Annotated in this window: 18 protein-coding genes; 13 read left to right on the forward strand and 5 right to left on the reverse strand. The window is 46.4% G+C overall.

Going from position 1 to position 21,066, the window contains the following annotated elements:
* Positions 1–20: 20 nt before the first annotated feature.
* Positions 21–695: an SGNH/GDSL hydrolase family protein gene (locus tag BLS44_RS15315; RefSeq protein WP_245729230.1), complete on the forward strand. Its 675-nt coding sequence runs from the start codon at positions 21–23 to the stop codon at positions 693–695.
* Positions 696–932: 237 nt separating this feature from the next.
* Here the strand turns inward: BLS44_RS15315 and tyrS are convergent, their stop codons facing one another.
* Positions 933–2,222, reverse strand: coding sequence for a tyrosine--tRNA ligase (gene tyrS / locus BLS44_RS15320; RefSeq protein WP_090391081.1), 1,290 nt, complete (start codon positions 2,220–2,222; stop codon positions 933–935).
* Positions 2,223–2,514: 292 nt separating this feature from the next.
* Here tyrS and BLS44_RS15325 point away from each other — a divergent pair, with 292 nt between their 5' ends.
* The 3 genes from BLS44_RS15325 to BLS44_RS15335 are packed head-to-tail and all read left to right on the forward strand — an operon-like array spanning position 2,515 to position 9,792.
* Positions 2,515–3,624: a putative type IX sorting system protein PorV2 gene (locus tag BLS44_RS15325; RefSeq protein WP_090391150.1), complete on the forward strand. Its 1,110-nt coding sequence runs from the start codon at positions 2,515–2,517 to the stop codon at positions 3,622–3,624.
* A 13-nt stretch (positions 3,625–3,637) separates the two neighbouring features.
* On the forward strand, positions 3,638–8,689 hold the full coding sequence (gene porU2, locus BLS44_RS15330) for a putative type IX secretion system sortase PorU2 (protein WP_176954439.1): 5,052 nt from the start codon (positions 3,638–3,640) through the stop codon (positions 8,687–8,689).
* 2 nt (positions 8,690–8,691) lie between these two features.
* A complete protein-coding gene (locus tag BLS44_RS15335) occupies positions 8,692–9,792 on the forward strand; it encodes an acyltransferase family protein (RefSeq protein WP_090391084.1) in 1,101 nt (366 codons plus the stop codon).
* 27 nt (positions 9,793–9,819) lie between these two features.
* Here the strand turns inward: BLS44_RS15335 and BLS44_RS15340 are convergent, their stop codons facing one another.
* Positions 9,820–10,407, reverse strand: a complete 588-nt coding sequence (locus BLS44_RS15340) for a riboflavin synthase (RefSeq protein ID WP_090391086.1) — start codon at positions 10,405–10,407, stop codon at positions 9,820–9,822.
* Positions 10,408–10,531: 124 nt separating this feature from the next.
* Here BLS44_RS15340 and rpsU point away from each other — a divergent pair, with 124 nt between their 5' ends.
* The 5 genes from rpsU (at position 10,532) to BLS44_RS15365 (ending at position 13,693) form a co-directional block, all read left to right on the forward strand.
* Positions 10,532–10,729: a 30S ribosomal protein S21 gene (rpsU, locus tag BLS44_RS15345; RefSeq protein ID WP_018626743.1), complete on the forward strand. Its 198-nt coding sequence runs from the start codon at positions 10,532–10,534 to the stop codon at positions 10,727–10,729.
* A gap of 56 nt (positions 10,730–10,785) precedes the next feature.
* On the forward strand, positions 10,786–11,691 hold the full coding sequence (locus BLS44_RS15350; protein ID WP_090391087.1) for a tyrosine-type recombinase/integrase: 906 nt from the start codon (positions 10,786–10,788) through the stop codon (positions 11,689–11,691).
* Positions 11,692–11,840: 149 nt separating this feature from the next.
* The gene (locus tag BLS44_RS15355) at positions 11,841–12,140 is read left to right on the forward strand and encodes an HPF/RaiA family ribosome-associated protein (protein ID WP_090391089.1); all 300 of its coding nucleotides are present in this window, start codon (positions 11,841–11,843) and stop codon (positions 12,138–12,140) included.
* 302 nt (positions 12,141–12,442) lie between these two features.
* Complete coding sequence (locus BLS44_RS15360; RefSeq protein ID WP_090391091.1) at positions 12,443–12,985, forward strand: YMGG-like glycine zipper-containing protein; 543 nt, start codon at positions 12,443–12,445, stop codon at positions 12,983–12,985.
* A gap of 123 nt (positions 12,986–13,108) precedes the next feature.
* Positions 13,109–13,693, forward strand: coding sequence for a DUF6799 domain-containing protein (locus BLS44_RS15365; RefSeq protein WP_090391092.1), 585 nt, complete (start codon positions 13,109–13,111; stop codon positions 13,691–13,693).
* Between the two features lie 194 nt (positions 13,694–13,887).
* On the opposite strand, the gene BLS44_RS15370 is transcribed toward BLS44_RS15365, so the two are convergent.
* On the reverse strand, positions 13,888–14,880 hold the full coding sequence (locus tag BLS44_RS15370) for a WD40/YVTN/BNR-like repeat-containing protein (RefSeq protein ID WP_090391094.1): 993 nt from the start codon (positions 14,878–14,880) through the stop codon (positions 13,888–13,890).
* A 41-nt stretch (positions 14,881–14,921) separates the two neighbouring features.
* Positions 14,922–15,614 carry an outer membrane beta-barrel protein gene (locus BLS44_RS15375; RefSeq protein ID WP_090391095.1) on the reverse strand — a complete coding sequence of 231 codons (693 nt, stop codon included), beginning with the start codon at positions 15,612–15,614 and terminating at the stop codon, positions 14,922–14,924.
* Between the two features lie 387 nt (positions 15,615–16,001).
* On the opposite strand from BLS44_RS15375, the gene thrS reads away from it, so the two are divergent.
* From thrS to BLS44_RS15395, 4 genes are all read left to right on the forward strand, one after another.
* The gene (thrS, locus tag BLS44_RS15380) at positions 16,002–17,942 is read left to right on the forward strand and encodes a threonine--tRNA ligase (protein WP_090391151.1); all 1,941 of its coding nucleotides are present in this window, start codon (positions 16,002–16,004) and stop codon (positions 17,940–17,942) included.
* Positions 17,943–18,082: 140 nt separating this feature from the next.
* On the forward strand, positions 18,083–19,396 hold the full coding sequence (der, locus tag BLS44_RS15385) for a ribosome biogenesis GTPase Der (RefSeq protein ID WP_090391097.1): 1,314 nt from the start codon (positions 18,083–18,085) through the stop codon (positions 19,394–19,396).
* A gap of 57 nt (positions 19,397–19,453) precedes the next feature.
* Complete coding sequence (locus BLS44_RS15390; protein ID WP_090391098.1) at positions 19,454–19,843, forward strand: hypothetical protein; 390 nt, start codon at positions 19,454–19,456, stop codon at positions 19,841–19,843.
* A gap of 71 nt (positions 19,844–19,914) precedes the next feature.
* On the forward strand, positions 19,915–20,313 hold the full coding sequence (locus BLS44_RS15395) for a hypothetical protein (RefSeq protein ID WP_090391100.1): 399 nt from the start codon (positions 19,915–19,917) through the stop codon (positions 20,311–20,313).
* Positions 20,314–20,401: 88 nt separating this feature from the next.
* Here the strand turns inward: BLS44_RS15395 and BLS44_RS15400 are convergent, their stop codons facing one another.
* Complete coding sequence (locus BLS44_RS15400) at positions 20,402–21,058, reverse strand: response regulator transcription factor (RefSeq protein ID WP_090391102.1); 657 nt, start codon at positions 21,056–21,058, stop codon at positions 20,402–20,404.
* Positions 21,059–21,066: the final 8 nt, after the last annotated feature.

Here is a 21,066-nt window from a genome sequence, read left to right on the forward strand (position 1 = left end):
GTATAAAATATAAAATGAATATGATGGTTAAAAAAACGGCATTGCTGTTGCCCCTGGTATTACTGATGTTAGCATTTCAACCGGTTAAAAAAAAGAAAGTGATCTTTTTTGGAGATTCGATCACCCAGCAGGGAGCAGGCCCGGGGGGATATATTATGCGGATCGATAGTATGAGCAAGGCAGCGCACCTGGCCGATCAGTTTGAGTTTGTGGGCAAGGGCATTGGCGGCAATAAGGTATACGACCTGTTTCTCCGGTTTCAGCCGGATGTGCTGGATCAGAAACCGGATATTGTGCTGGTATATGTTGGCATCAATGACGTATGGCATAAAGCAATGGGAACGGGTACCGATTTTGACAAGTTTGGGAAATTCTACGACGCGATTATTTCCACGCTGAAGAAACAGGGGATACAGCCGGTCGTTTGTACGCCTTCTGTAATTGGCGAGTGGAATGACGGTACCAATCAGCAGGACGGTGATCTGAACCTGTATGCAAAATGGATCCGGGAGTATGCTGCTAAAAACGGGGTGCCATTGGTCGATCTCCGCAAGATATTCCTGGATTATTTGCAGCAGAACAACCCGGAAAATAAAGACCGGGGGATCCTGACAGTGGACCGTGTTCACTTAAATGAAAAAGGGAACCAGCTGGTAGCTGATGCTATGTGGAAGGTGATCAGGTCCCTGAAGTAAACTTCAGGAAACATAAAATAGCCTCCGGCGCTTCGGGGGGATTTTACATTAAAAAATCTCATTGGTCCCGCCGCTGCTCAATGGTCCTGTTACAGCCTGGAGATACGGATGCTTCATATTTTCAGTTCTGGTAAAGCGGTGGGTGCCTGAAATATTTTCCCGGCATAGAAAATTGTTACAAAATAAAAGCTCCCGGTTAAAGATCGGGAGCTTTTATTTTATGTTCTGAATGGGATCTTATATTTCCATTCCTATTGCTTCCGCCAGGTAATAGTTCTTTTTCCCTTTTTGTAATAAAATATAGCGGTTGTGCAACAGGTGGGTACGGGTAACCGGCAGCTGGATATCGTTTACTTTTTCGCGGTTAAGGCTGATGCCGCCGCCCTGGATCAGTTTCCGGGCTTCTCCTTTGCTTGAGGCTACCCCCGTGTCTGCCAGCAGCGAAATAATATCAATACCCTGTTCCAATGCAGCCCCGGGGATAGTGGCTTTTATAACGCCTTCAAGTCCTTCCAGGTCCTCAATGCTCATTTCGGACGCGGGCTTGCTTTGGTTGGCAAACAGCTTTTCGGTAGTAATGACGGCCTTTTCGTATTCCTGTGCTCCATGAACAAAGCAGGTGATCTCCCTGGCCAGTGTTTTTTGAAGAAGGCGCTCTGCGGGATTTTGTCCGTGCCGGCTGATGAGGTCGTTAATAACAGGCTCTTCCAGGAAAGTGAAGATCTTAATCCAGGATGCGGCATCTTCATCGCTGGTATTGAGCCAGAACTGGTAAAACTGGTAGGGGCTGGTCTTTTCCGGGTCCAGCCACACATTTCCTTTTTCGGTTTTCCCGAATTTGGTGCCGTCTGCTTTCCGGATCAGGGGGCAGGTAAAGGCAAATGCCTCTTTTCCCGCTTTGCGGCGTATGAACTCCGTACCGGTAGTGATATTACCCCACTGGTCGCTACCGCCCATCTGGAGCTTTACATTTTGCGTTGTATACAGGTGATAAAAATCAAAACCCTGCATCAGCTGGTAGGCAAACTCTGTATAGCTGATCCCTACTTCGCCTTCGAAGCGCTTTTTAACGCTGTCTTTGGCCATCATATAATTGACGGTAATATGCTTTCCCGCGTCTCTGAGGAATTCCAGGAAGCTGATGCCCTTAAACCAGTCGTAGTTATTGACCATGATGGCCGCGTTGGGGTTCGCCGGTGAAAAATCCAGGTATCTTTCCAGCTGCTGTTTGATACCCGCCACGTTTGCTGCGAGGGTTGTTTCATTGAGCAGGTTCCGTTCCTCACTTTTGCCGCTGGGATCACCGATCATACCGGTGGCGCCTCCTACAAGGGCCACCGGGCGGTGTCCTGCTTTTTGCAGGTGCACCAGGAGCAGGATGGGTACCAGGCTCCCGATATGCAGGCTGGTGGCGGTGGGATCAAAACCAATATATCCTGTGGTCATTTCCTTCTCCAGCTGCGCTTCGGTGCCGGGGATAATGTCCTGGATCATGCCTCTCCATCTCAGTTCTGATATTATATTCATAATCTATAGCCCTTTAATAAAGGCTGCAAAGGTACGCTATCTGTCTTTAAGAATGTGCGTTCCCGGGCTGTATAACATTTTTTCTTCCATCCTTTTTGCGGCCCTGTGTTCCTGCCAACAGCAGGAGGAACGTAAAAAATAATGCAGCGGTCAGGATGTGGTTTTACCCGGTTGAACGAATAAATGATAGCACTGATCTAAAAACCGATGTTTGTAAGTGCTTTATGCCTAATTTCGTTGCGGATAATTGTACTTATTGGAAAATTGTGGACCCTAAACTTAATCTGATAGAATGAAAGCATTGAAACCATGCTTTTTACTGCTGTTTTTGCTGGTGACCCTTGTTTCGGAGGCCCAGTTCCGGAAATATTCCAATGAATTCCTGAATATTGGCGCCGGCGCCCGGGGGCTGGGTATGGGCAGCGCCCAGGTAGCAACGGTTGCAGATGGTACTGCCGGCTACTGGAACCCCGCAGGTCTGGTAAATGTGCAGGACAACATTCAGCTGAACCTGATGCACGCCGAATACTTTGCTGGTATCGGCAAATATGACTATCTCAGTATGGCATTGCCTACAACCAGCTCCAAACGGACACTGGGTATCACGGCCCTCCGGTTTGCGGTGGACGATATCATGAATACATTGTTCCTGGTAGAGCCGGACGGATCGCTCAATTATAATAATATTAAATCCTTTTCCTCTGCAGATTACGGGTTCCTTTTGTCTTATGCTCAGAACCTGAAACGTACGGAAAAGAAAAGCGTCAATTTTGGCATTAATGCCAAAGTGATCCACCGGAGCGTGGGCAGCTTTGCCAAGGCCTGGGGATTTGGACTGGATGCAGGGCTGCAGTTTGTGCAGGACCGGTGGCGGTTCGGGATCGTGGGCAGGGATATTACAACAACGTTCAACAGCTGGGCCTTTAATTTTACAGAAGAAGAAAAGGAAGCACTCTACCTTGCCAAAAATGATATTCCTGTAAAATCGACTGAAATGACTTCCCCGCGTTTAATACTGGGTGGTGCCCGTGTATTTCCATTTGGCAAAAGATCCGGGCTTTTGGCTGAAGCAAACCTGGATCTGACGTTCGACGGGAAGCGGAATACCGTAGTAAGCGGCGATCCGGTCAGTATTGATCCTAAACTGGGACTTGAGTATAACTACAGGGATGTTATTTTTATACGGGGCGGGGTCAACAATTTTCAGAAGGGACTTGCGGATGGTGATACCGTGAACCAGAAAAGAGTGTGGATCTTTCAGCCAAGCATTGGCGTCGGGTTTCGGGTGCAATCCTTCATGATCGATTATGCGTTCACGAACCTGGCCAACCAGTCGAACCCGCTGTTTACGCATGTGTTCTCCCTTAAAATGGATGTCCGGAGAAAAAGAAACCAAAATTAATACGTGGCAACGAATGAAAAAACTGCTCACTATAGGATTGCTGATCTTTTCAATTGCTGCAGGTGCGCAGCAGTTCGGTAATGAGTGGATCGACTATAGCAAAACCTATTATAAGTTTAAAATAGCCGCAAACGGTTTATATCGCATTCCTGCGGCAACGCTTGCTGCGGCCAACCTGGGGACGGTGGATGCAGCTCATTTTCAATTATGGCGCAATGGGGTGGAAGTACCGCTCTACACTTCTTCAGGATCGGGCGCACTGGGTGCGGGTGGTTATATTGAGTTCTGGGGACAGATGAATGACGGTAAGGTGGATAATGCCCTATACCGGTTGCCGGAGCAGCAGCTTTCCGATGCCAAAAGCCTCTTTACAGATTCCTCAGCCTACTTTTTGACCGTAAACCCGGCAGGGGGTAATAAACGGCTGAGTATTGTCTCCGCGAATATACCGGCGGGGGCCACGCCCGAGCCTTATTTTATATACCGGGCTGATACAAGTTTTAGCGAGCAGATCCATTTAGGCCGGCCAGAAGGCTCCGGTACCGGTATCCTGTACGTGGCCTCTATTGAAGAGGGAGAGGGCTGGGCTTCTGCTGATATCAGTGAAGGACAGTCCAGGAGTTTCCAAAGGAATCTTTATGCCTATACTGGCACAGGAGCGCCTGATGCTACGGTGCAGATGAACGTTGCAGGCAATAATGCAGCTACCAGGAAGGCGCAGCTTACCGTAAACGGGAACCTGGTCTTTGACCAGCCGCTGGTGAATTTTGATTACGCAAAATTGTCCAGGACAATGCCGGCGGGCATGCTCACCGGGGGAGCAGAGGGTTTTGTGATCACCAATGCTGCCACGGTTTCCAGCCGTATGCGGGTAGCCTCCGTTGGGGTTACTTACGCACGTAAATTTGATTTTGGTGGCGCGGCCAACTTCGCGTTCACGCTGCCCGCCCGCAGTTCAGGATATTACCTGGAGATCTCTAATTTTAATTTTTCCGGTGGCGCCCCCGTTCTCTACGACAAAGCTAATGGGCGCCGTTATGCTGTTGATGCAACCAATCCCTTGCTGTTAAAAGTGTTTTTACCTGCTGCCGGGCAAACACAGGACCTGGTGCTTGTAAGCCAGGCCGCGGCAAATATCCGGCAGGTGTCTGCCCTGGAGTCGCGGACCTTTGTCAACTATAGTACAGCGCAAAACCAGGGTAATTATTTAATGATCACGAATAGTGCACTGCTTTCCGGCGGCGACGGTTCACGGCCTGTAGACGATTACCGCGATTACCGTGCTTCTGCAGCTGGTGGCGGGTACAACGCAAAGATCTACCTGGTCGATCAGCTCACCGACCAGTTTGCCTACGGGATCCAGTATCACCCTTTATTGGTGCGGAACTTTTTACGGTTTGCCCGCAGCAAATTTTCGCAGCAGCCAGGGCAGGCTTTTCTTATCGGTAAAGGCGTTTCCTATGTTTCGTCGAGAGTATATCCCACCAATGAGCTGGCTCCGCAATTAGCACAGCTGAACCTGGTACCTACATTTGGGTACCCGGCATCCGATGTATTGCTGGCGGCAGAGGGGAGCAGCTCGCAACCGCTTACTCCCATCGGGCGGCTGTCGGTAGTAAATGGGAACGAGATCTCCGTTTATTTGGAAAAGATCAAACAGTATGAGCAGCATCTGGCATCCACGCCGCCCGGTATCGATGAAAGTGCCTGGAAAAAAGCGGTCATCCACATTGTAGGTGCCAGCGATCAGTCTACACAGGATCTTCTCGGAAGTTTGTTGGGACTGCATCAAAAAATTATTGAGGACACCCTTTCCGGGATGAATGTAGAGAATATTATTCCCTCGACTGTTAATCAGGGACAACAATTAACGGAGCGTTTGGCAAACAGGATTAATAATGGGGCATCACTTCTGACGTATTTTGGCCATTCTTCTGCAACAACACTGGGGTTTAATATGGAAGACCCTGCCAGCTATTCCAATTCCGGTAAATACCCAGTGTTTAATATGATGGGGTGTAACGTGGGCGATATTTTCGGCTATAGCACTTCCCGGCTGTCGACCCTGGAAACGGTTTCAGAAAAATATGTTCTGGCAAAAGACAGGGGCAGTATCGGTATGATGGCCGGTACCAGCCTGGGTTATATTTCCACGCTCGATATCTACAATACAAGATTCTATACTCTTTTAGCGCAAAAAGATTATGGAAAAACACTTGGTGAGCTGATGGTACATGCGATTGCCGAAGTGTATAAACGGCCCAGCGGCGAGAACGATTTCCTGCAAAGGGCGCAGTGCGAAGAATATACATTGAACGGGGACCCGGCCATCCGTTTATACCAGTTTGACAAACCGGATTATGCGGTTGAGGATGCATCGGTAAGTATTGCCCCCAGTTTTATTTCAGTAGCGGAAACAAATTTTACTGTAAAGGCCCGGATCAACAATCTTGGAAAAGCGATTAACAAAGCCGTAATTGTTGAGTTGAGGCGGACTTTGCCCGATGGTTCTTCGTCTGTATTTAAAAGAGATACGCTTTCTCCGATCCACTTTGCTGATTCGCTGCAATATACCATACCGATCGACCCGGTAAAACATAAGGGGCAGAATAAGATCACGATCTCCATTGATCCGGAAAATACGATTGCAGAGCTGAATAAGGGCAATAATGTTATAGTAAAGGATGTTTATATATATCAGGATGAGATCCGCCCGGTTTATCCATATGATTATGCTATAGTCAACAAGCAAAATATCGTTTTTGCAGCGTCAACAGCGGACCCCTTTGCACAGGCTAAGCAATACATTATGGAATTGGATACCACAAGATTATTTAATTCCCCCGCTAAAATAATATTGAATAAAACAATCGTAGGAGGGTTGGTTGAGTTTCAGCCATCGGTTACTTTTCAAAATGATATGGTCTATTACTGGAGAGTTGCAGATACTCCACCAGCAAATGAAGAACCACATTGGAACTATGCGTCATTTATTTATACGAACGGAACCCAGGAAGGCGCTAGCCAGTCTCATTACCATCAGTTGTTGGAATCCGATTTTTCGGGAATTCAGCTGGCTGCCGATCGCCGATATTATTTTGATTCTACACTTTCTTCAATTGGTGTAAACACAGGAATGTACCCGGCTAACGGACAAACTACTGCCTGGCAGCTGACTGTTGCAGATGTTATTACCCAAAGAGGATTATTATCTCCGGTTCAGGGAGAAACGATTCGTTTCTATGTGGTGAACAATAGGAATATGAAAGTGATAGAAAATGAAGATCTAGGTAGCTCAGGAAGATATGGTAGCAGAAGACCTATTGGTGTTAATGGAACGGTTACTCCCACCTTTTTTGAATTTGATTTAACGACCATTAATGGACGAAATAGTGCAATGAATTTCGTTGATTCTATACCTGCAGAGTACTATATTGTTTTGGCAAATAGTTCGGTTGAGTCTAATTCATTACCCGGAATCTGGATGGGGGATACATTATTCAATGGGGCCGGCAAGTCGTTGTACCACAAATTAAAAGCGCTTGGTTTTGCGCATATTGATGAAATCAATAAAACCTCCAAATACGTTTTCTTTTTTCAAAATAAAACAGGAAAGGTTATCGGGGAAGCCTTTAGCCAACAACCAGGAGAGATCGTTTCTCAGACGGTCCGGGTAAAAACCCTGAATGCGTCAGGAGTCATCAGTTCTCCTATATTTGGACCTGCTAAGAAATGGCAGTCATTAATATGGGAAGGAACGAGCCAGGACAGCCCTAATTCAGATAATGTCAAACTGGAGGTTGTTGGTATTGATAAAGATGGAAAGGGGGTATCATTAATGAATGATATTGCGCCAGTCAAAAGCGTTGTGGATATTTCTGCAATTGATGCCCGTTTATACCCGGGCTTAAGGTTTATATTACATATTTCTGATACTGTAAATTATACTCCTTACCAGCTTAAGGACCTGAAAGTGTACTATACTCCTGTTCCAGAAGGGACTATCGCACCAGGCTTGTACTTTTCAGCAAAAGATACCCTTGATCCGGGAGAACCATTAAATCTTGGGATCGCGTTTAAAAATGTGAGCAATTCTGCTTTTGATAGTGTGAATGTAAAGCTTAGTATCCGGAACCAAAATAACATTGAGACAGTTATTCCGGTTTTGAAGCAAAAACAACTCTTAGCGGGTGATACAATTAAACTGATCGTTCCTCTGGATACGAAAAAGTTCCTGGGAAAGAACACGGTTTTTTTGGAGTTTAATCCTAATAATGCGCCGTTAGAACAATATCATTTTAATAACTTCTTTTATAAAGATATTTATGTTAGGAGTGATTCTGTCAACCCATATATCGATGTGACGTTTGATGGAACCCATATCCTAAACAAGGATATTGTTTCTGCCAAACCGGATATCCTGGTAAAACTGACAGATGATGCCAAGTGGCTGCTGCTGGATAACCCGGACCTGATAAAAGTGCAATTGATTGATAAGACCAGAGATATTACATATAATTACAAAGTAGGTACAGATACGCTTCGGTTTACCCCGGCCGGCCAGAGCGACGGAAATATGGCTATGATGAATTTTAAACCGCATATGGATGACGGGGACTATGAGTTGGCTATTGCTGCAAAGGATAAGAGTGGCAATGCATCCGGCCAGGTGCAGTATCGCGTTGGGTTCCAGGTGATCAATAAGCCGATGATCTCCAATATGCTGAATTATCCCAATCCGTTTACAACAGCTACTGCTTTCGTGTTTACTCTGACAGGTTCTGAAGTGCCCCAGAATATCCGGATCCAGATTCTTACGATCACGGGTAAAATCGTAAGAGAGATCACGCAGGCGGAATTAGGACCATTGCGTATTGGAAGAAATATTACGGAGTTCAGATGGGATGGAACGGACCAATACGGACAAAAGGTTGCCAACGGGGTATACCTGTACCGGGTTATTACAAACCTGAACGGGAAGTCGCTGGAAAAATACAAGGCAAAGGATGACAATACGGATAAGTACTTCAATAAAGGTTATGGCAAGATGTATTTTATGCGGTAGATATGGCCAGTATATCTAAATCGATTTATTTCCCGCAGCTTGATGTGTTAAGGGGGATCGCTTTTCTGTTGATTTTCTTTTTTCATGCGTGGCATCCCGAAAATGGAAGCCAGGAGGGGATTTCTTTCCTGTCTTTTTTGCACACGCAGTTTTGGATGGGGATTGAGATCTTTTTTATCCTCTCGTCATTTTTGCTTACACTATTGGGGCTATATGAATATGAAGCTACCGGCAGGTTTTCTTTGCTGAAATTTTTTACCCGCCGGGTGCTGCGAATATGGCCACTCTATTTTGCTTTTTTGGCTGTTGCTTTTTTCGTTTTAAAACCGGTATCTACACATTTTGGAGATCGGCTCACTTTGCCGGCCCCACTGTTTTATGTGCTGTTTATTTCCAATTTTTATGCTCCAGACCATGTCTTTTTTCTTCGGATATTGTGGTCCATTTCTGTGGAAGAACAATTTTATGTGATCCTAGGGTTCGCCCTGAAACTACTCCATAGAAAACTATCGATTATTTTTGTAATTTTGCTTTTCACTGGTGTGGGATTTATTCTTTTCAGTTTTCATGAAAAGAAGAGTTCTTATTTTAGTACGCTCAATTACTTCCTTGATTTTTCGGTGGGTGGTCTTACCGCAATTGTATATAAACGTTTCAAATGTAAAATTGGTAATTTCTTTGATAGGCTACCATCGCTCTGGCTCAATGTTTTCTATTGCTATATTCCTTTTCAGCTTGTATTGTTTTATATGGTTAACAGCAACCAGGGTGATTTTTATCTGAATTTTTCTAACAGATGCTTAATTGTTATTTATACAGGATTGTTTATTCTCGAACGATTAAGTAATAAGAGAAGGTGGGTATTATTCAGTGTGGGACGCAGGTTTTTAATATTTACGGGAAAGATATCGTACGGACTATATGTATTTCATGGTCTGGCTATTTCTATTACGAGCATTTTTATAGTTAAACTTTTAGCCTGTCAGAACAACGTCATATTAATTTTGATTAGCCTTTGCATAACTTACACACTGGCAGTGTTAAGCTTCTACTTTTTTGAGGCCTATTTTTTAAGATTGAAATCTCGAATAAAAAGTGGGTAACTTATATGCTGAGATTTATATGACGTATTAATCCAATGTTCGGCTCCTCAAAATATACTTGCCGATCACATCAAACTCGAGGTTAACGGCGGCTCCTTTTTGCAATTGCCCCATATTGGTATGGGCCAGGGTGTAGGGGATGATAGCAACAGTAAAAGTTGTTCCGGTTACATCAAATACTGTAAGGCTGATGCCGTTCAGGCTGATGGATCCTTTTTCGATCACCATCGGGGCAAATTTCCGGTCAAATTCGATAGTGTATTCCGTGCTGCCCTCCCTGGGTACTATATCCCTGCAAATGGCCTTGCCGTCTACATGTCCCTGCACAATATGCCCGTCAAGACGGCCATTCATCAACATACAACGCTCCAGGTTTACAAGGGTGCCCGCCTGCCAGTGGCCCAGGTTGCTTACCTCCAGCGTTTCTGCTATGGCGGTAACCTGGTGCCGGTCTTCTTCAACGGCTTCTACGGTAAGACATACTCCGTTGTGACTGATGCTCTGATCCACTTTCAGCTCTTTTGAAACCGTGCTCCCGATCCAGAATGTGATATTTTTGCCGTTCTCATGCCGGGAAATAACCGTTCCCATCGCTTCAATGATTCCTGTAAACATGCTTCAAATTTCCGGGAAGAAATTTGAAATTTAATATTTGATAGTTGATATTTTTTTTCCTATTTTTGCATCCCGGTAAATAAGATCGGAATTAAAAACGACCGAAAGGAGGTATAAATATTTTATGTTAATTATTGATTCTAAAGACTGCGAAAACATTGACAAGGCTTTAAAGAAGTACAAGAAGAAATTCGAAAAGTCAAAGACTTTGTTGCAATTGCGTGAACGTCAGCATTTTACAAAGCCTTCTGTGAAGAGCCGTGGCCAGCGTTTAAAAGCAATTTACAAGCAGCAGATCGCCAGCGGTAAAATAGAATTATAAAATAGCTGATATTTTATATAATATTGTAACCTCGGGAGTTTTCCTGAGGTTTTTTTATGCCTGAACTTTTACCCGATCATATTGAATCGTTTACCCGCTACCTGAGGTTCGAAAAAAGGTATTCCCAACATACAGTAACGGCGTACTCCACAGATCTGCGGGAGTTTTGCATTTTTATCAGCGAAACTTACGGTAAATTGCCGCTGGGCGCGGTAGATTTTGGTTGTGTCCGGAGCTGGCTGGCGGATTTAATGGGAGCAGGGATCACACCCAGGAGCATCAACCGGAAGATCTCCACCCTGAAATCCTTTTTTAAATACCATATAAAGATGGGGGTAATCGGGGAAAATCCCATGTTCCGGGTTGTTGCTCCCAAAACCAGCAAGCGGCTGCCCAGTTTTGTGAATGAGCAGGACATGAAGAGCCTGAACGAAACGCTTGTACTGGCAACGGAAGACTGGAAAAGCCTGAATGCAAAAATGCTCATCCAGCTTTTTTACGGAACGGGGATGCGTTTAAGTGAACTTATCCAGCTGAAAGGAAGCCAGGTGGACAGCTCCCGTGGGCAGGTTAAGGTATTGGGGAAAGGCAATAAAGAGCGGGTGCTGCCCCTCGATCCGGCCCTGATCAGCTCAATAAAAGAATATGATGCAGCGAAGCGGCAACAGTTTACCGATCTGCCCGATGAATTGCTGGTAACCGAAAAGGGCAAGAAGCTTTATCCTAAATATGCATACCTGCTGGTGAGGAAATATCTTTCTACGATTACCACACTGGATAAAAAAAGCCCGCATGTGCTCCGGCATACCTTTGCCACTCACTTAATGAATAATGGTGCGGAGATAAAGGCTGTAAAGGACCTGCTGGGGCATGCCAGCCTTGCCGCCACCCAGGTGTATACCCATAATTCCATTGAAAAACTGAAAGAAGAATACCGGAAGGCACATCCGAAAGCAGGCTGAAAAGCCCCCCCGGGAAAAGCAGTTAAATTCTCTTAAAAATTAGCATTTAATTTTGGGAATCGATATCTTTTTTACCTAACTTTAGGCTAAAGAGTTTTAGGTCTTTGACATAGGAAAATATCGATTATTCACTTTTAAATTCAACGATCATGAATGTGAACATTCAAACCGTTAATTTTAACGCAGATAGGAAGTTGATTGAATCAATCAACCACAAAATGGAAAAATTAGCTACCTTCCAGGATCGCATTATTGGTACGGATGTCTATTTGAAACTAGATAATATCGTACACAACATTAAAGACAAGATAGTAGAGATCAGGGTGCAGGTGCCGCGGCACAGTTTTTTTGTAAAAACCACCAGCAAATCTTTTGAAGAGTCGTTCGAAAATGCATTTGATTCATTAGTAAACCAGGTAAAAAGACGTAAAGAAAAATTGATCGCATAGATCATATAACTTATAAAAGAAAATAATTTAATTATCCAATATTTGTTCAGCCCCGCTACGGAAAACCGTAGCGGGGCTTTTATTTTTCAGGAGGGGCTGATAATAACAAATGATTAACCCCGCCCGGTGCTGCTATTCTGAAGAAAAGCCCTCTTAATAACGATACATGAGTTGATTACGTATTATAAACTACAGAATGTTAGTTATTTAAGCATTATTTTTTGCTCTTTTTAGGATAGTTTGGCACAGTTTTATATTATATCAAATAGATTTTTAATTCGGACTTTTAAAACGTATCTACTATGATGAAGAAAATTATACCATTTGCAGTTATTGCTATTATGATATTGGCGGTAGCCTGCCGCAATACGAAGAAAGAAGACAGCACAGGCGCTATACCGGTGCAGGACACGTTGGGCCTGGCAGAGTACCAGAAATGGAAAATGGAAAATGAAGTACGCAACCGTTTGCAGCAGGAGCAGCAGATGGAAAATACCGCGGCACCGGCAGCAGCTGCCCGTTCATCCGCTTCAAGTTCCCGGAGCAGCTCCAGAAGCAGCAGCAGCCGGGGCACTACATACAGGAGCGGGGGTGGAGATGGAAATTATGAATCCGGATCCTCCGGTACTGTAGCCCAGGCGCCCGCTCCCCAGAAACGGAAGGGAATGAGCCATACCGCTAAAGGAGCAATTGTAGGAGCCGCGTCCGGCGCCATTATCGGTGCAGTGGCTAACCGCAAGAACCGTTTGGGTGGTGGTGTTGTCGGAGGTGTTATCGGGGCTGCAACGGGCGCCGGGGTAGGTGCTATTGTTGATAAAAAACAGCGGCAACGCGACGGCTATTAAAGGTCTTTCATAATATTAAGGAACGGTCCGGGGCGTTTATCCGGACCGTTCTATGTATGATACATTGTTGGCAGAGTATTTGTTTTATTAAGCTATTATTAATCCTGGAAAATAATTTAGAGCATGAAAAAAACATTAGGTTTTGTATTGGGTATCACCCTGCTGGCTGCGTGTAACAGCTCCGAGACACAGTCTTCGGAAAATACCGCCGATTCATCCGCTGCTGCTTTGGTTACTGTGGATACCAATGCGGTTGCACCTGTTGAAACGATCCGGTACAATGAAGGAGATGTGATACTGAAAGAAGGGAAGGTACTGGTGTATACCAACGGGAACTGGGTGGTTGCCGATAAGGAGGTTAAACTGGACAACGGCATTATTATTACTCCCGATGGTACTGTAAAAAGCAAAGAAGGGAAGGTTGTGGTACTGGAAGAAGGGGAATATATAAGCAAGTCGGGCAATTTCTTTGACCGTACCGGTCAGGCTGTTGAAAATGCCTGGGATAAAACAAAAGAAGGCGTGTCGAGGGGAGCCGGGGCTACCAAAGATGCAGCGCAAAAAGCGGCGGAAGCAACAAAAGAAGGAGTAGACAAGGGTGTGGAAGCTACCAAAGATGCAGCACAGAAAACCGGCGAGGCTATCAAGAAAGGCGCAAAAAAAGTAGGAGACAAGACCAAAGAGGTGATAGAAGATATTAAAAAATAGCCGTCATAAGTCTTTTCGATTATGTTTTGATCAGGGGGCCGGGGAACCGGTCCCTTTCTTTTGTACTAAAAGAAAAAAAATATGAAATAATTAAACGCGGAATGTAGAAATGGCCCCTGGTCTGTAAATTAAGCTTCGGTCGGTTTCTCCCGGTTCCCGGGATTTTAAATTCAGAATATTCGATTTCATACTTTTCACTCCCGTATTGTCCGGAGGACTAAACGGGCTATAGTGCCCTTTGGCCCGGCCAGGTACACCGTCCCGGTAGTTGCTTCAACATAAACAGCATTAAAGGGCCTGTCGGAAACGGGATCCCAGTGCCGGCCTCCATCCGTTGTAATATCCACACCGCTGAGTCCACAGGTAACCCAGGTGTTTTTATTTACCGGCGCGATGGCGCTCCGGTAGCCTCCAGGCCCTTTTTCCGGCTGCTGAAATGTTTTGCCCCCGTCCCGGCTAATAAGCAGTGTGCTGTCGCTGCGGGCCGGATCCTGGAAGTCGCCACCCGCGATCATCAGTATGGGGCCAAGAGCTGCAATACTGTTGGCCCCGGTGCTTTGCCTGCCCTGCATCAGGGGAAGACGGGTGATTTTGCTGCCCTTAAAGATCCTTGAATGGACGCCGCCGCTCACCATTACCGGCTTTTGCCGGGATATAACCAGGTTGCTGCCGCTGGAGGCAAAAAAGGCTTCACCCGGCAGGGCGGCCGGGCCGGGCACCGGCGCCCAGGAATTGCCCCCGTCTTTTGTTTGAGCGATGAACAGGCTGTTTTGGACCGGGTCGCCGATCACGTACCCGCGTTGTTTATCTGCAAATGCCATCGCATCCAGAAACATAGCGGAATCCCTGTTCTCAAACACTGTTTTCCAGGTATGGCTGTCATCAGATGTTTTAAGGATATAAGCCGGGCTGGCAATGGCCATGATCAATGCTGTATGTTCATCCAGCACTTCGATGTCCCTGAAATCCTTTGTTTCAAACCCGGGCACCTGCTTCCACTCCCAGGATCTGCCGGCATCGGCTGAACGGCCAATATAACCATTGCTGCCGCTGGCCCATATGGTATTTTTAAAAACACCGATCCCCCGGATATTGGCAGCGGTTCCGCTGGTCAGTATTTCCAGGTTTTGCGAAGCTGCCCCCACGCCACAGATGCATAGGAGAACAAAAAGCAGGTATCTGAACATATAAACGATTTGGAAGCTAAGATACCGTGTTTTCGCGTCTGTTATTTATGATGCATTTTCATCATTTTCCCTTTCCATTTCCGCATAGCTTCGCCGTTGATCTGCATGCCCAGGCTCATGGTCAGGTTCCGGTTGGTAAACGAAGGGGTTTCGCTGGGGGTATTGGGCTTTTGCTCCACAAATCCATGATAGTAATTGATCTCGTGGTTTAGGTAAAACCCATCAAAAATACGGATATTGAATCCCAGAGAGGCATTACCGCCCACATCTATCTTGGTGTTCATGGCCCTGGTGGTATAGCGACCGGCAAAAGCATCTGCATCTGTTCTGATAAAAGATTTACCCCCTACCAGGAACTGTACAGATGGGCCGATAGTGAGTCTTGGTCGTACTCTCTGGTCTGCCTCTCCGAAATTAAAACTGGCAAAAACCGGGATCTTAATATAATTGGCTCTTCCGATCAGCCGATTTTCAGAGTTCTCATCCTTAAAACTGGCGCCCTGGCTGCTGAAAAAGGTACCAAATCCAATACCGGCAACGTCGGTAAAATTGTAAGTGGCGATACGGCCCAGCTCAAACACAGGATGGAACCGGCGCTTGGTATTATTGGGTTTATTGCCAACCGTCCAGCTATGCCCAAGAGCAGCCCGGTCTCCGATATTCCATCCGGTTTGGGCGGTAGCGGGCAGGGAGCCGGCTATCAGCAAAAAAGCAATAAAAGATAATTGTTTCATATGTATATTATTATTTATGAATAAAGCCGGCAAAACCGTGCCAGAAAGCCTGATGCTCCAGGCTTTATATGCTGATCCTCAGGCGAAGAGCGCAATTTTTCGTTGCCCGGAGCCCTGAAAAGGATAATGCTGTTACAGGATAATACATCCTGATCATCAATTTGTTCAGGAATGGCATGCTGCGAATCCGGTTTTGTGTTCGTTATTCCCGGAATGAGCCCGGTCAACCAGCTGACCGGCCGGATCGGTGGGGGCGTACCTGCGGGCCATAAAATATCCGGCTGCCGAAATAAATTCGGGGTAGCTGAGACATTTTGAGATCCGTCCTTTGCATACTGCCAATAGTTCGCTAATTTTGCAACCTTATTTTATTGAATTTTAATGAATATGATCGATATAACATTTCCTGACGGGGCCAGGCGTTCTTATGAAGCCGGTGTTACAGCGCTGGATATCGCCAAGTCTATTTCCGAAGGGCTGGCAAGAAAGGTAATTGCAGCAAATGTAAACGGAGTTGTTTGGGATGCTACGCGTCCCATCTATTCGGACAGCAACCTGATCTTATTGACCTGGAACGATGCGGATGGTAAAAAGGCATTCTGGCATTCAACGGCCCACTTAATGGCCGAGGCGGTTGAGGCTTCTTTCCCCGGTGTTAAATTCTGGGTAGGGCCGCCGTTGGATTCAGGAGGCTTTTATTATGATATGGACCTGGGAGACCGTAAGCTTTCCGAGGATGACCTGGGAACCCTGGAAAAGAAAATGAACGAACTGGCAAAGCAGAATAATCCGTATGTACGTAAAGAAGTTCCGAAGCAGGAAGCCATACAGTATTTTGCGGAGAAGGGCGATGCTTATAAGCTGGACCTGCTGAATAACCTGGAGGATGGAAATATTACCTTTTATACACAGGGGAATTTTACCGATCTGTGCCGCGGGCCGCATATCCCTGCCACCGGCATCATTAAGGCGCTGAAATTAACCAGCGTAGCAGGCGCCTACTGGAAGGGAGATGAAAAAAATAAAATGCTGACCCGCGTTTATGGTATCAGCTTTCCCAATCAGAAGGAGCTCGATGAATACCTGCAGATGCTGGAGGAAGCAAAAAAACGGGATCACCGCAAACTGGGTAAGGAGCTGGGTATCTTTACCATGGATGATGATGTGGGACAGGGCCTGCCGTTGTGGTTACCTAATGGAACCATTGTTATTGAAGAGCTGGAAAAGCTGGCCAAGGAAACTGAAGATGCCGGCGACTATAAACGGGTGGTAACACCCCATATCGCCAAGGAGAGTATGTACCTTACCAGCGGTCACCTCCCGTATTACCAGGACAGTATGTACCCGCCGATGGAGGTAGACGGGCAGAAATATTACCTGAAATCGATGAACTGTCCGCACCACCACAAAATATTTGCGGCAGAGCCAAAGAGTTATAAAGACCTTCCGCTGCGCCTGGCCGAATACGGAACCTGCTACCGCTATGAGCAGAGCGGGGAACTGTTTGGACTGATGCGGGTGCGTTGCCTGCATATGAACGATGCACATATCTATTGTAACAAGGAACAGTTTGGCGATGAGTTCCGCGCGGTAAACGATATGTACCTGAAGTATTTTAAGATCTTTGGGATCGATCGTTATGTAATGCGGTTGTCGTTACATGATCCGGAAAAACTGGGACAGAAATACATCAACGAACCGGAGCTGTGGCTCGAAACCGAAGCACTGGTACGGAAAGTACTGGTAGAATCCAATATCCCGTTTGTGGAAGTAAAGGGTGAAGGGGCTTTTTATGGTCCCAAGATCGATGTACAGATCTGGAGCGCTATTGGCCGCGAGTTTACGCTGGCCACCAACCAGGTAGATTTTGCCCAGGGACGGCGCTTTAACCTGCAGTATACCACGGCGGACAACGGACATGATGTGCCGCTGATCATTCACCGGGCGCCGCTGGGTACCCATGAGCGCTTTATCGGGTTCCTGCTGGAGCATTATGCCGGAAAATTCCCGGTATGGCTGGCACCGGTACAGGTAAAGGTGCTGCCCATCAGCGACAAATTTGAGGCGTATGCCAAAGATGTGTACAGGGCCTTACGCAGGGCCGGCATCCGTGCGGAGATTGATGAGCGTAATGAGAAGATCGGCAAAAAGATCCGGGATACCGAGTTAATGAAGATCCCTTATATGCTGGTGATCGGGGAGAAGGAGATGAATGAGGGCAAAGTAGCCATCCGCAGGCAGGGCAAAGGCGATGCCGGTACAAAAACCACTGAGGAATTTATTGCAGGGGTTAAAGAAGAGATCGCTAACAGGGAGGATGCGGTATAGAGTTCAACGTTTCAGGTTGAATCCCGTTTCGTGCCCGATGTTGCATTTTCAAATTTAAAGCTGCCCTTTGTACCGGTGTACAAGCGAGCGTGGCAAGGAAGAAGATCGAAGTACAACAGTCGATATAAAAAATAAAAAAAATGAGTTTTACCGTAGCAATTGTAGGAAGGCCCAATGTGGGAAAGAGCACGCTCTTTAACCGTTTGCTGGAGCAAAAAAAGGCGATCGTTGACGATGTCAGCGGTGTAACCCGCGACCGGCAATACGGGATCAGCGAGTGGAATGGTAAAACCTTTAACGTTATAGATACCGGGGGATTTGTACACGGGAGCGACGATGTTTTTGAAAAGGAGATCGCCAAACAGGTACTGGTTGCAGTAGAAGAGGCAAATGTGATCCTTTTTATGACCGATGCGGCTACCGGCATTACAGACCTGGATGACTCCATGGCCAAAGTACTGCGCAGAAGCACCAAACCGGTGTTCCTGGTTGTTAATAAAGTGGACAATAACGAGCGCATGCTTGAAGCCAGTGAATTTTACAGCATGGGTTTTGAGCAGGTCTTTTTTATTGCGGCGGCCAGCGGAAGTGGCACGGGCGAATTGCTGGATGCGGTTACGGATCTCATGACAGAAGATACCGGTATTGATGAGCATATTGCGGGGCTGCCGAAATTTGCGATCATTGGCCAGCCCAATGTAGGTAAATCTTCCCTGCTGAATGCATTGGTTGGAGAGGAACGTTCCATCGTAAGCAATGTTGCGGGTACTACCAGGGACACTATTCATACGCACTATAATCTGTTTCAGAAAGAGTTTGTTCTCATCGATACCGCCGGTATCCGCCGTAAAGCCAAGGTGCATGAAGACCTGGAATTTTATTCTGTTATCCGTGCCATCAAAGCCATGGATGAGGCAGATGTTTGCATATTGCTCCTGGATGCCGAAAAAGGGATCACCGCCCAGGATCTGAATATCTTCAGTCTTGCGGCAAAAAAAGGCAAGGGAATCGTGTTGCTCGTCAATAAGTGGGACCTTGTGCAGGATAAGAAGACCAATACGGCCAAGGAATATGAGGACCTGTTAAAGAAAAGACTGGCTCCCTTTAGTGACGTGCCCATTCTTTTTGTATCGGCTACCGAAAAAACAAGGATCTATAAAGCCATTGAAACAGCGCTGGAAGTATATCAGAACCGGCAGCGCCGCATCCCCACCAACAAACTGAACGAGGTCATGCTTAAAGCAGTGGAAGCGCATCATGCACCGGTGGTAAGAGGGCATGCGATCAAAATAAAGTTTGTGACCCAATTGCCCACGGTGGTGCCTTCTTTTGCCTTTTTCTGCAATTTCCCGGACGATGTTAAAACACCTTACCGGAACTACCTGGAAAACCAGTTGCGTAAAAACTTCGATTTCAGTGGCGTTTCTGTACGCCTGTTCTTTAGAAAAAAATAACCCTTACAGCGGGTTACTTTCCGGGCCGGGCGGAATAATACAAAAAACAAGATCATTATGAAAAATGGATTGAAATTGACCGCTTTGGGAATGGTATTATTGCTGGCTTCCTGTGATCTGAGCTCTGGTAAAGGCACAGAGGCGAGCCGGGATTCTTTGTCATCCGATTCGCTCTCAAAAGTTACAGACAGTACAACAAAGGCGGTTTCTGAAACCCTGTCAGAGGCCGGCAGGAATGCCGATAGCTCGTTGCGAAGCCTGGGTGATTCTTTAAAGGCAGACCTTGAGAATGCGGCCAACAAAGTAAAGGACGGTTCGGTGGAGCTGGGAAATAGAGCAAAAGAAAAAGCGCGGGAGAGCATCAATGCAGTAAAAGCAGGTGCTGAAAAGATCGGCAATGCTGCAAAAGCTGGTGTTGAGGCCGGCAAAGAAGCGTTAAAAAAATAGGGGCCGGGGATCTTTTGTTTTGGAACAGATTTTGTTTAGCGTATAGCGGCTCAAATGCCGCTATTTTTATTATGAAGAAAGTCCTGTTTACAACCGCTTTTGGTTTTGGAATATTGTTGTTCTCTATATCCTGCAATACCGGTACGGGCGATCAGCAGGCCGACCTCGATTCGTTAAGAGCCGATTCATTGTGGAAAGTGCGCATTGCCGACAGCATCAGCCAGGCAAGGGCTGTAACAGGAACTGCAGGCGTGTCCGATACATCCGGTGGCGATACCCCGGGTATAGAAACGATCGCCAATGGAATGAAGGAGGGACTGAACCAGGTACAGGAAGGCCTGGATAAAGTAAAGAAGATTACCGAAGCCGGCTCCAAAAGTGCAAAAGAAATTTCAGAGGGGGTTAAAAAGACATCGGATGCTGTTCACAAAACCGTGGATGAGGCCCGCAAGACGCTCAATGGGGAGTAACTGTCTATGAATCTTAACCGGGATGTACCAGGGACCGCAGCGGGCGTTATCAGCGTTTGACCCTGCTAAAAGGTCCCATCACCAATACTCACCTGACGCGGAAATAATCATGCCGGATCGCATACAATACCAGGCCTACCCTCGACTTTTGCTCCAGTTTTTCAAAAAGGCTGTCGCGGTAGCCATCGATGGTACGAGCACTTACAAACATGCGATCCGCAATTTCTTTATAGGTAAGGTCGCTGCAGCAAAAAACAAGAAACTCTTTTTCCCTTGCAGATAATTTTGCAGGATTGGCCGGCTGTTCTTTTGATCTGTTCATGGTAAAAAGCAGTTTGCCGGTCACCAGTCTTGATAAATGATAGCCATTGGCATTGATATCCCTGATAGCCCGGTAGAGCTCCGGGGGGTCCGCATCTTTAAGTATATATCCTTTGGCCCCGCAGCGCAGCATTTTGATCACCATTTCCTCGTCATCGTTCATACTGAGCACTAAAACCTTTGCCAGTGGCAGGTTTTGTTCAATCCAAAGGGCTGTTTCGTAGCCGTTCATTTCGGGCATGTGAACATCAAGCAGTACCACATCGGGCTGCAGCTTTTCCCGCTCCAGGAGCTCTATAAACCGCCTGCCGTTGTCAGCCTCCAGAATAACGGAAAAGTCATTTTCCTCGTTTAAGATATTGGCAAGGCCCTTACGTAGCATTGCATGATCGTCAACAATGGCAATGGATACAGGCTGGAGCATCGTTAGTT

The sequence above is a fragment of the Niabella drilacis genome, assembly GCF_900101395.1.
Taxonomy (GTDB): Bacteria; Bacteroidota; Bacteroidia; order Chitinophagales; family Chitinophagaceae; genus Niabella; species Niabella drilacis.

What these genes read in the sequence shown, in the direction of transcription:
- BLS44_RS15315 (WP_245729230.1), top strand. Translation starts at nt 21, where the DNA reads ATGATGGTTAAAAAAACGGCATTGCTGTTGCCCCTGGTATTACTGATG.
- BLS44_RS15360 (WP_090391091.1), top strand. Translation starts at nt 12,443, where the DNA reads ATGATGAAGAAAATTATACCATTTGCAGTTATTGCTATTATGATATTG.
- BLS44_RS15395 (WP_090391100.1), top strand. Translation starts at nt 19,915, where the DNA reads ATGAAGAAAGTCCTGTTTACAACCGCTTTTGGTTTTGGAATATTGTTG.
- BLS44_RS15365 (WP_090391092.1), top strand. Translation starts at nt 13,109, where the DNA reads ATGAAAAAAACATTAGGTTTTGTATTGGGTATCACCCTGCTGGCTGCG.
- porU2 (WP_176954439.1), top strand. Translation starts at nt 3,638, where the DNA reads ATGAAAAAACTGCTCACTATAGGATTGCTGATCTTTTCAATTGCTGCA.
- BLS44_RS15355 (WP_090391089.1), top strand. Translation starts at nt 11,841, where the DNA reads ATGAATGTGAACATTCAAACCGTTAATTTTAACGCAGATAGGAAGTTG.
- tyrS (WP_090391081.1), bottom strand. Translation starts at nt 2,222, where the DNA reads ATGAATATAATATCAGAACTGAGATGGAGAGGCATGATCCAGGACATT.
- BLS44_RS15340 (WP_090391086.1), bottom strand. Translation starts at nt 10,407, where the DNA reads ATGTTTACAGGAATCATTGAAGCGATGGGAACGGTTATTTCCCGGCAT.
- BLS44_RS15325 (WP_090391150.1), top strand. Translation starts at nt 2,515, where the DNA reads ATGAAAGCATTGAAACCATGCTTTTTACTGCTGTTTTTGCTGGTGACC.
- rpsU (WP_018626743.1), top strand. Translation starts at nt 10,532, where the DNA reads ATGTTAATTATTGATTCTAAAGACTGCGAAAACATTGACAAGGCTTTA.
- BLS44_RS15400 (WP_090391102.1), bottom strand. Translation starts at nt 21,058, where the DNA reads ATGCTCCAGCCTGTATCCATTGCCATTGTTGACGATCATGCAATGCTA.
- BLS44_RS15370 (WP_090391094.1), bottom strand. Translation starts at nt 14,880, where the DNA reads ATGTTCAGATACCTGCTTTTTGTTCTCCTATGCATCTGTGGCGTGGGG.
- BLS44_RS15375 (WP_090391095.1), bottom strand. Translation starts at nt 15,614, where the DNA reads ATGAAACAATTATCTTTTATTGCTTTTTTGCTGATAGCCGGCTCCCTG.
- BLS44_RS15335 (WP_090391084.1), top strand. Translation starts at nt 8,692, where the DNA reads ATGGCCAGTATATCTAAATCGATTTATTTCCCGCAGCTTGATGTGTTA.
- BLS44_RS15350 (WP_090391087.1), top strand. Translation starts at nt 10,786, where the DNA reads ATGCCTGAACTTTTACCCGATCATATTGAATCGTTTACCCGCTACCTG.
- BLS44_RS15390 (WP_090391098.1), top strand. Translation starts at nt 19,454, where the DNA reads ATGAAAAATGGATTGAAATTGACCGCTTTGGGAATGGTATTATTGCTG.
- thrS (WP_090391151.1), top strand. Translation starts at nt 16,002, where the DNA reads ATGATCGATATAACATTTCCTGACGGGGCCAGGCGTTCTTATGAAGCC.
- der (WP_090391097.1), top strand. Translation starts at nt 18,083, where the DNA reads ATGAGTTTTACCGTAGCAATTGTAGGAAGGCCCAATGTGGGAAAGAGC.